Origin of the sequence: Pseudoalteromonas sp. S4741 (genome assembly GCF_005886135.1) — a bacterium.
Lineage (GTDB): Bacteria > Pseudomonadota > Gammaproteobacteria > Enterobacterales > Alteromonadaceae > Pseudoalteromonas > Pseudoalteromonas tetraodonis.
This window is the reverse complement of the sequence record NZ_PNCN01000101.1, coordinates 1-9,040: the sequence shown is the minus strand read 5'-3', so window position 1 is coordinate 9,040 and position 9,040 is coordinate 1. Positions and strand designations below refer to the sequence as shown.

The 9,040-nt window shown below is 39.9% G+C and carries 10 protein-coding genes; 4 read left to right on the top strand and 6 right to left on the bottom strand.

Annotation, left to right across the window (positions count from 1 at the left end; translation table 11 throughout):
* Window positions 1-156: 156 nt before the first annotated feature.
* The 3 genes from CWC30_RS13675 to CWC30_RS13665 all read right to left on the bottom strand — a co-directional run bounded on the left by CWC30_RS13675 (window position 157) and on the right by CWC30_RS13665 (window position 3,476).
* Window positions 157-1,158: a branched-chain amino acid aminotransferase gene (locus CWC30_RS13675; RefSeq protein WP_349654453.1), complete on the bottom strand. Its 1,002-nt coding sequence runs from the start codon at window positions 1,156-1,158 to the stop codon at window positions 157-159.
* Between the two features lie 225 nt (window positions 1,159-1,383).
* A complete protein-coding gene (locus tag CWC30_RS13670) occupies window positions 1,384-2,436 on the bottom strand; it encodes a fatty acid desaturase family protein (protein WP_138627366.1) in 1,053 nt (350 codons plus the stop codon).
* Window positions 2,433-3,476: a flavin reductase family protein gene (locus CWC30_RS13665; protein WP_138627365.1), complete on the bottom strand. Its 1,044-nt coding sequence runs from the start codon at window positions 3,474-3,476 to the stop codon at window positions 2,433-2,435. The genes CWC30_RS13670 and CWC30_RS13665 overlap by 4 nt, the downstream gene beginning before the upstream one ends.
* A gap of 366 nt (window positions 3,477-3,842) precedes the next feature.
* Between CWC30_RS13665 and CWC30_RS13660 the strand changes: the two genes are divergently transcribed.
* From CWC30_RS13660 to CWC30_RS13650, 3 genes are all read left to right on the top strand, one after another.
* Window positions 3,843-5,003, top strand: coding sequence for a PQQ-dependent sugar dehydrogenase (locus tag CWC30_RS13660; RefSeq protein ID WP_138627364.1), 1,161 nt, complete (start codon window positions 3,843-3,845; stop codon window positions 5,001-5,003).
* 92 nt (window positions 5,004-5,095) lie between these two features.
* Window positions 5,096-5,275, top strand: coding sequence for a DUF6435 family protein (locus tag CWC30_RS13655; RefSeq protein WP_024603117.1), 180 nt, complete (start codon window positions 5,096-5,098; stop codon window positions 5,273-5,275).
* 297 nt (window positions 5,276-5,572) lie between these two features.
* A complete protein-coding gene (locus tag CWC30_RS13650; protein ID WP_024603118.1) occupies window positions 5,573-6,118 on the top strand; it encodes a DUF7010 family protein in 546 nt (181 codons plus the stop codon).
* Between the two features lie 155 nt (window positions 6,119-6,273).
* On the opposite strand, the gene CWC30_RS13645 is transcribed toward CWC30_RS13650, so the two are convergent.
* Together CWC30_RS13645 and CWC30_RS13640 are read right to left on the bottom strand one after the other, a co-directional pair.
* Entirely contained in the window at window positions 6,274-7,065 is a 792-nt protein-coding gene (locus CWC30_RS13645) for an SDR family oxidoreductase (RefSeq protein WP_138627363.1), read from the bottom strand.
* 25 nt (window positions 7,066-7,090) lie between these two features.
* Window positions 7,091-7,594, bottom strand: coding sequence for an Mpo1 family 2-hydroxy fatty acid dioxygenase (locus CWC30_RS13640; protein WP_138627362.1), 504 nt, complete (start codon window positions 7,592-7,594; stop codon window positions 7,091-7,093).
* 181 nt (window positions 7,595-7,775) lie between these two features.
* Here CWC30_RS13640 and CWC30_RS13635 point away from each other — a divergent pair, with 181 nt between their 5' ends.
* Window positions 7,776-8,174: a hypothetical protein gene (locus CWC30_RS13635; protein ID WP_138627361.1), complete on the top strand. Its 399-nt coding sequence runs from the start codon at window positions 7,776-7,778 to the stop codon at window positions 8,172-8,174.
* Between the two features lie 102 nt (window positions 8,175-8,276).
* Here the strand turns inward: CWC30_RS13635 and CWC30_RS13630 are convergent, their stop codons facing one another.
* Window positions 8,277-8,693 carry a hypothetical protein gene (locus CWC30_RS13630; RefSeq protein WP_138627360.1) on the bottom strand — a complete coding sequence of 139 codons (417 nt, stop codon included), beginning with the start codon at window positions 8,691-8,693 and terminating at the stop codon, window positions 8,277-8,279.
* Window positions 8,694-9,040: the final 347 nt, after the last annotated feature.

The following is a 9,040-nucleotide window of genomic DNA, read 5'->3' as shown; positions in this document are numbered from 1 at the left end:
GCTCGGTTTTTACTTATTCTTACATGGATGTAAGCCAGTAGAATAACGCAGGAGCAGTTATCGAGCCCACTAGGTTACAAACCTCGCGCCGCGATTAAATTGTCCCTAGTTTGAACAAATTTTAATCCGCAAAGGTCAACAGACCCTAGAACCCGATTAGATTTTAGTTAACCAACCGTGTGTATCTTCACTTTTACCCCATTGAATATCGTTCAATGCTTGACGTAAACGTGCTGTTGTTGGCCCTGGTTCACCATTACCCACTTTGTATTCTTTATCGTTATGGATAAACGTACCTACTGGTGTTAATACTGCTGCAGTGCCTGAAAGTGCTGCTTCAGTGCCTGGTTTTGCTGCACGCTCTAAAAGCTCAGTTACGGTAAAGTTACGCTCGCTTACCGTCATTCCTAAATCTTTCGCAATGGTTAAAATACTATTACGAGTAACACCATGTAAAAAGGTGCTGTCGAGTGCTTTAGTAATGATTTCGTTGCCATCAATTAATATGAAGTTGGCCGCGCCGGTTTCTTGCACATCGCCACCTGGGCAAAATAAAATTTGGTCGGCTTTATATTTAGTGCGCGCTGCTGATATTGGGCCTAATGCACTGGCGTAGTTGCCACCACTTTTAATCATACCCATATGCGGGGCACAGCGCATGCCGTCTTCTTCTAATAAAACACGTAACGCGGTAGCACCACCTGAAAAGTAGTCACCCACTGGCGATAATAACGTATAAAGCAATGAGCTCATTGAAGGTGCAGCCGCTTTGCCAATGGCAGCTTCAGTACCAATGTGGGTTGGGCGAATATACATAGAACCAGGAGGAAGCGGCGTTTCATCGGCGTATTCACGAACAATATCGATGATCATTGTTTTTAGCATCTCGCCATCAACCGCTGGTAAACTTAATAATTCAGAACTTTGCTGCATACGCGCAATATTTGCATCCATTCTAAAAATATTTACCGAACCATTTTCATGGCGAAAGGCTTTTAAACCTTCAAAACATGTACTTGAATAATGAAGAACGTGTGCACCTGCATGCAACTCAAGCTTATCGCAAGGAACAATTGAGCTTTCGCCCCACTGATTGTCAGAAAACTTAGCTTGAATCATCTGCGGCATAAACACAGTACCAAATGCGGCCATTTTTATTCTCTCTTGTGTGGTCTATTTTTCTCCATTGTATGACAACCCGCTACTATTTAACCATAGCAAAACAGGCTGTTTTTAAATTAATTAGACGAATTTTTTGCATGTACTGATGATTATTTAATCAAAAAAGCACTTGCTAACTCTTTAATGCAATAATCAGCTAACAATTTAAGGTTAGCTGATTATTTAATGCATACATTATAGTAGCGGCTATTTTATTAACCTCTATTTAAATGAATAACGAAATATACGTTTTAACACCGAGGTATATTGGTGAAAAAAACCGCCGGTGTTGTATGCAATGCCCTGCTTTTGTAAAGCAGCTTGCACTTGTGGTGCTATTTCTTGGTAGCGTGACGATGGCATATCAGGAAATAAATGGTGTTCAATTTGAAAACTTAAATGCCCCGTTAAAATATGAAACCAACGCGCCCCTTTAATGTTTGACGACCCAAGCGCTTGGCGATAATACCACTGACCTTGGCTTTCGTTTTCACAATCTTGCTCGTAAAAGGTATGCGTTTGCTCGGTAAAATGGCCACAAAAAATAATGGTTGATGTCCATAAATTACGAATTAGGTTCGCTAATAAGTTACCGCTTAGCACCCATAAAAAAAGAGGCCCCGCTAAAAGTGGAAACAGCACATAGTCTTTAATTAATTGGCGCGCCCCTTTACTAAAAAAGCGTTTTTTTAACGTACTATGCGCTACAGCCCCTTTGCGGTTTGGCTTCTTTTTACCTATAAACACACGCTCACCCGCCAGCTCATGGTACGACACGCCCCACTGAAATAGCACACTTAAATTTAAATAGGTAATAAACTGCCAAGTATTTTTTAAACGCCATTTAAAGTCATTACTTAATCTTAATAAGCCATAACCAAAATCGCGGTCTTTGCCAATAATATTAGTGTAAGTATGGTGCTCAAAATTGTGTACTCGGTTCCAACTTTGGCCGTCGCAGGCTATATCCCACTCGTATGTTTTTGAATTAAGCTGTTTGTCGTTCATCCAATCGTATTGACCATGCATTACATTGTGGCCAATTTCCATGTTGTCGAGAATTTTAGCCAAAGCCAGTAACAACACACCCGCCACCCACAATAAAGGCTGTACAAAACCAAGCATTAATAAAATGCGCCCACCTATTTCGCACAGTCGCTGCTTGCGGACAATAGAGCGTATATAATTAGCATCCTTTTGCCCTACTTTGGCAAGCGTCGACATTTTTATGCCATCTAAATCTTCGGCTAATTGTTGATAATTTATGGTTGTCATAGCTGTAACTCCAAATCACTGACCGCTTGGCTAACACACAGTTGAATTAACTGCTCGCCGTTATCTGATAACTCACCGGTTTTTAAATTGCGCACCACGCCCGTTTTTTTAATGCACTGGCATTGATGACAAATACCAATCCCACACCCTCGCTGCACAGGTAGTTTTTTTGCCTCAAACTGAGTTAACAACACCTCATTCGCTGCTACGTCGTGGTGATCATTATTAATTTTTACAGTAAATTGACTGTCATCATTTAAGCTTGGCAATGCAAGGCTAAAGGCTTCTTGGTAATAGGTTAAATGATGCTGGTTTGCAAAATGTGCAATTTTTTGCATAAACGCTGCTGGCCCACAGCAGTAAATATCAGGATTGTCATCGATGTTTATATGCGTAGTTAATTGCGGGCTCATATCGCGAGTGAGTAACAAGTAAGAAAAATGCGCATAACGCTCTGCTAATGCGGCAAGTTCTTCAACGCATTGGTGCTCATTAGCTTTTGCAAAATACAGTAATTTGATGGTGTGCTGAGTATTTGCTAATTGCTGGCTAAGCATTGCCAGCATAGGTGTAATACCCGAGCCACCAGCAACAAAGGTGCTGGCTTTATGCCAGCTTTTAAATACAAAGTCGCCACTTGGCGCAGAAATATTACACCACGACGGCGCCTTTAATGTGCTTTGCAACTGAGCTGTAAAACGTCCTTGCTCATTGGTTTTAATTAAAACTCGCAGCAATCCGGTTGCTTTGTATTGCGCGGGGCTGCAAGCAAGCGTAAATACACGGGTAAGCAAACGCCCGTTGAGCTCAAGCGTTAAACTAATATGCTGGCCCGCAATGTGGGCGCGCCACTGTTTATTGGGTTTAAGCGTTACACTTAAAAACTGACCATTCAACGCGTGTACATCAATAATTTGCGCACGAAAAAAGCCGGCTCGCCATGCAGGTTTAACGACCTGTATTAAAGGCTCTATGTAAGCGGCAAAGCTTTGATGGTGTAAAAACCATTTTGAAAATTGGTCTAATACCGAAGTTAGCATGGTTATTAATTCTCTACTTAAATCGACTACCCATCACTTTGTGTTAAGCGAATTCACGCAAACACATGTGCTGGGCTTTAAATATTTGAGCCTACACGTGTAAGCTCAACTTTCAGCGCACAAGTGTACGCTCGAATTTTTAAATTTCAACCCTAATAGAGTAATTATTCAATTTTTTTAAAGCGGTCTTTAATTCCTATACCCGTAAAGTTAGTTAAACACCTGAGGGACATAAACAAGCTCATTAAGCTAAAAACCAACATTAAAGCGGTTAAATAGTGTGCAATTTCATTCATCCCAAATACTTAACACCATGATAAATAGCGTGCTAAGGTAGTTAAAATTTAGTTAATTTTGGAAGCCATTATGAACAAAGTAACAACGCGTAAAAAATTTTCTACACTCGCCACAGCCAGTTGTGCATTGGCATTTTCGGCGCTTACCAGCCTTAGTGCTCATGCAGTTGATTTTAAAGAACTGGATAAATTAGCGCTTAATGTAAAACCGGTCACTGTTGCCCAAGGGGTTTCTATTCCCTGGGCTATTGAGGCTCTACCAAACGGTGATTTATTAATAACCGAGCGCAGTGGCACCTTATATTTATTGCGTAAAAATACCACCAGCTTAACTAAAATTTCTGGGCTACCTAAAATTGATGCCAACGGCCAAGGCGGCCTACTTGATTTAGAGCTGCATCCTGATTTTACTAATAATCAATGGCTGTATATCACTTACTCAAGCAGTGAAGGTGACGGTGCTGGCAGTAACACCGCACTTATGCGCGCAAAATTAAGTAACGATCACAGCCAATTACGCGAGCAACAACAATTATACAAAGGCGAGCATAATTCTAAAAAAGGCCAGCACTACGGCAGCCGTATTGTGTTTGATAACCAAAATTATGTATATTTTTCGATTGGCGATCGCGGCTCGCGAGATATTAACCCACAAGATTTAAGCCGCGATGGCGGTAAAATTTATCGTTTACACGACGATGGTAAAATTCCAACCGACAACCCATTTGTAAAACAAAAAGACGCAAAATCAGCGATTTGGTCTTACGGGCATCGTAACCCACAAGGCATGTGGTTCGATGGTGAAAATAATGTATTTTGGGCACACGAACACGGCCCCCGTGGCGGCGATGAGCTTAATATGATTAAGCCTAAAACTAACTACGGCTGGCCAGTGGTAAGCTATGGTATTAACTACAGTGGCACCTCGTTTACCGATTTAACCGAAAAATCAGGCATGCAAGCGCCCACATTACAATGGACACCCTCTATTGCTCCTTCAGACATGCTGCTCGTAAAAGGTGACAAGTATCCTGAGCTTAAAGGAAAATTTTTACTCGCTTCAATGAAATACGCGTTTATTAGCGTACTTGAAATAGCAGATGGCAATGCCGTTAAACAAAGTAAATTACTGGAAGGCATTGGTCGTATTCGCAGTCTAGCACAAAGTGATGATGGCACTATTTACTTAGGATTGGACGGCCAAGGCATTATGCGCCTTGACCCACAATAATCTTTTAATAAGCTAATTACAGTAACAGCAAACTTTTTGCGTCTTCACTGCGTATTGTTTCTGTAATTAGCTAATAAACAACGAGGGTGTTGATGTTTTCATTTTTAAAGCCAGATCCAATCAAAAAATTACGTAAAGAATACGACGCAAAATTAGAACAAGGCATGCAAGCGCAAAGAAAAGGCGATATAAAAAGCTACGCTATGTTAACCGACGAGGCTGAAAAAATTTGGAATGAAATAGAAGCGCTCGAAGCCAAAAAAGCCCAGTAAACATTTAACCAAATGAGTTTAAACCTATCCCCCGCATTAACAGTGCGGGGTTTGTATTTCCCAGACTAAATAACTTCGATAAACATTTATCCAACTAAGTAAAATTAGATACACTTCTTATAAGTTCACTTTGCATTTCCCCCATCACGTTATTACAGCCCTATTGGTGCGACACTCAAAAGCCATTTTATTTCTCGCATAATCAGTTGTTTACATTAAAGTTAATTAGTGGAATTATTAACCAATAATTACTTTCCTCTGTTTGAGGGATATCCACTTTTAGGTCACGGGGTATTTATGGAATTTAAGCAAGCACAAAAAGACATGGATCTCGCCTATTTTGGTGGCGCAACAGGTGTTGTTATTTCTGGGTTAGTTTGGTGTTTTGCTGGTTTAATTGCAGTACTGTATTCAACTAAAGCGAGTATGCTTACCCTGTTTATTGGTGGTATGTTTATACACCCGCTGGCTATGTTGCTATCAAAAGTACTTAAGCGCCCTGGACAACATGACTCCACAAACCCATTAGGCAAACTTGCTTTAGAAAGTACCGTTATTTTATTTGTTGGTTTTTTCCTCGCCTTCTATGTTTCTAAGCTGCATCTGCAATGGTTTTATCCAATAATGCTGTTGGCAATGGGTGTGCGTTATTTAATTTTTAATACTTTATATGGTGCAAAAGTTTATTGGCTTTTAGGTGCTGTGCTTATGCTAGCGGGAGTAGTTTGTATATTATTAAATGCTAACTTCGTCATTGGTGCTTTTGTTGGTGGCATAACAGAAGTTATATTTTCTATTGTGATCTTCAATAAATCAAAAGAGTCAGCAGTAAAAGCCTCGTAGCGAATTGTTATCTAAAAGGAAAGTTACAGATAAAGATACTCTTAGCTTAACACTATGCATCATTAACTTTAACGTCTCCATTATTTAAAAAATAGCAGTACACTGTCAGCACAAATTTAACTTAAATTTTTGCTAACAGTCCACTAATTCTCAGGCTATTTATATTCTACCTTGGCGGTTAAGCGATTAAATAAACTAGGGAAAAACCGTTTTATAAACGGTGCCCAACCACTCAACCCTTGGCCTATTACAACTTCGTCTTTTTTATTATAGATTGCGGTGAGCATTTTCGATGCGGCTACATTTACATTCATACCATTTTCTATTGAAGGCTCAGGTTTGTTTTGTGACTCTCCTTGCTCGTTCAATGAATTATGGGCAATTGCTGTTTTAATTGAGCCAGGGCAAATAGTTAAGCAATGTATATTGTGCTGCGCGACTTCGGCGCGTAAGCAATCCATAAAGCCTACTACAGCGTATTTACTGCCTGAATAACCCGTTCTAAACTTAGAGCCCACTTTGCCTGCCACGCTACTAATAGCCACTACAGAACCACTTTTTCGCGCCACCATTGAAGGTAGCACTGCTTTAGTGAGTGCAATTAAACCGAAGTAATTTACTTCCATGAGTTGGCGGTACACTTTAAAGTCGTTTTCTAAAAATAAACTACGCTGCGAAATTCCGCCGTTATTAATTAAAATATCAATCGGGCCTAAGCTATCTATTTGCGCTGATACATCCTGCAGTACGATTTCGGGCTTTGATAAATCAAGCGGTATTACCCGATGCCCTTGCCCTTTTAACTGTTCTTTTATCTCGTTGAGTTTATCAACGTTACGCGCTGATAAAATAACCTTCGCACCTTGCTCTGCAAATTGTTTTGCAAGCTCTTCACCAATACCTGATGATGCACCGGTGATCCATACTGTTTTATTATTATAATCCATGGTTTACCTTATAGTCTTTGACTGATTATGCTTTAGTTGGGCCCGCTATTTCATTAACTTGCTGTTCTAAATTTTTATAAAAGCCCATTAAAAATAACAGCTCTGCGGTGACATACAAAGGGCCAATAATTAAACCCACTAAATCATCAACAAAGGCGGGCTTTTTGCCTTCAAAATAATGACCAATAAACTGTAACACCCAGCCAAATACAAACACACCCACACCAATCGTCAGCCATGATGTAAAGGGCATTGCGGCGATAGGCTGCGCTGCCACTAACAATACAGTAAAAATAATGCCCATGATTAAACCTAGCGAAAAGCTCAGCATAAAATAGTAAACCACACTGGCAAGGACAAAAAGCTGCGCCCCATCGACATTAAAACTCCCTATAGTAATTTCAACACGCGCTAGTAAGCACAATGCCGCAAATACAATCAGTGGAATACCAAAAAAGTGAGTTAATACGTTACGCTTTGAACGATGATACAAGCCATACTGGCCAAGTTGTTGTTGTAGAGTTTTCATCGGTTGATCCCGTTGTTATTTTTATAAGCAAAGTTCACCTTATAAAAAAGTGCGCACAATAACAACAAATACCGATGGTTATAAATTAAAAGGCTAACTAATGGCTCTCTAATTGGGTATTGATGTAAACTATTTAAAATAAATGTTTAACTGTTGGCCCTTGTAATATAAGGAAATCATCATGTTATTAAAAGCCCTAGCCATAGGCTTATTACTTGCTCTAGGCGAGATAATTAATGGCAACATACGGGTGCGAGTTCTGCATCGATTATATGGGCAACGACGCGCTAAAACACTTAGTTTACTCTCAGGCATCGCCATTATTTTTGCTATAGCTTGGTTAGCCCTGCCATGGGTTGCCCCTACAAATTACCTAGATTGTTTTAAATTAGGCTTAATGTGGCTAATAATAATGCTTAGTTTAGATATTTTTGTGGGTAGGTATTTATTTAAATATAAGTGGCAGAGAATTTTTGATGACTTTAATCTCTTTAAAGGCAACTTGCTTAGTGTAGGCATGTTGATACTTTTTATATGCCCAAGCTTGGTTTTTTGGTTGCAGATGAAAGTTATGCTTTAGATCACTGCTCTAAAAGCGCAGCGTCTCTTTGCCCTCTTTGTGCATAATTCACTTAAAATCTATTTAAAGTCAGGAGTAAATGAGCTTGCAACGTGTCGTTATCTAAGCTAACGCGGTTACAAGCTTGCCTTTTTCATGCGTAGGTTGCATGACCATTCGATCAGTGCCTTTTTCGTATTCTTGCTCTAGCATTTTTTGTAACTCTGCAAGCTGCTCTTTAATGGTGTCTATATCAGCACCTTGCTCTTGGAGTTTTTCTGCCAATGCATCGATTGCTGCTTTTAACTCAGCAATTTTTTCTTTATCAACCCCTAATCGTTGATAAATAAGCGCCTCTTGCGCATTTTCTAAAAAGCTTTTGTCTTGTGGCTTAGTGCTTGCGATTTGTGTTTGTTCGCTATCACTGGTTTTAGCTGTTGCCACAGAGCCAGAAGTTGCCGCTACTTCGTCAGCTTTTGCCGGTTTATTTATTGTACTAACATAAGTATTATATTGATTTTTAAAGGTTATTGATGTCATCAGCTCAAATCCATTTTTGCGTTAAAATATCTATCTTTAACTATTTTCACTTAGATACGTGTATGGAATAACTACAGCAACTTTAATACCAACTTATATTTGTTATTCGCTTCGCTTTCACTCTTTAGGGCCTGTTGACCTTTGCGGATTACAATTTGTTCAAACTAGGGGCGGTTTAATCGCGGCGCGAGGTTTGTAACCTAGTGGGCTAAGTCAAAACCGAGCAACAATGAGTAAATCGCCCCTAGGCAGAACCCGAAGGGCAGCGCCTGTTTGGCATTGATGCTGCGTTATCGCCTATTTATGGGGAATAACCACACCACATAGGCTCTGCCTTGCCTCATTCC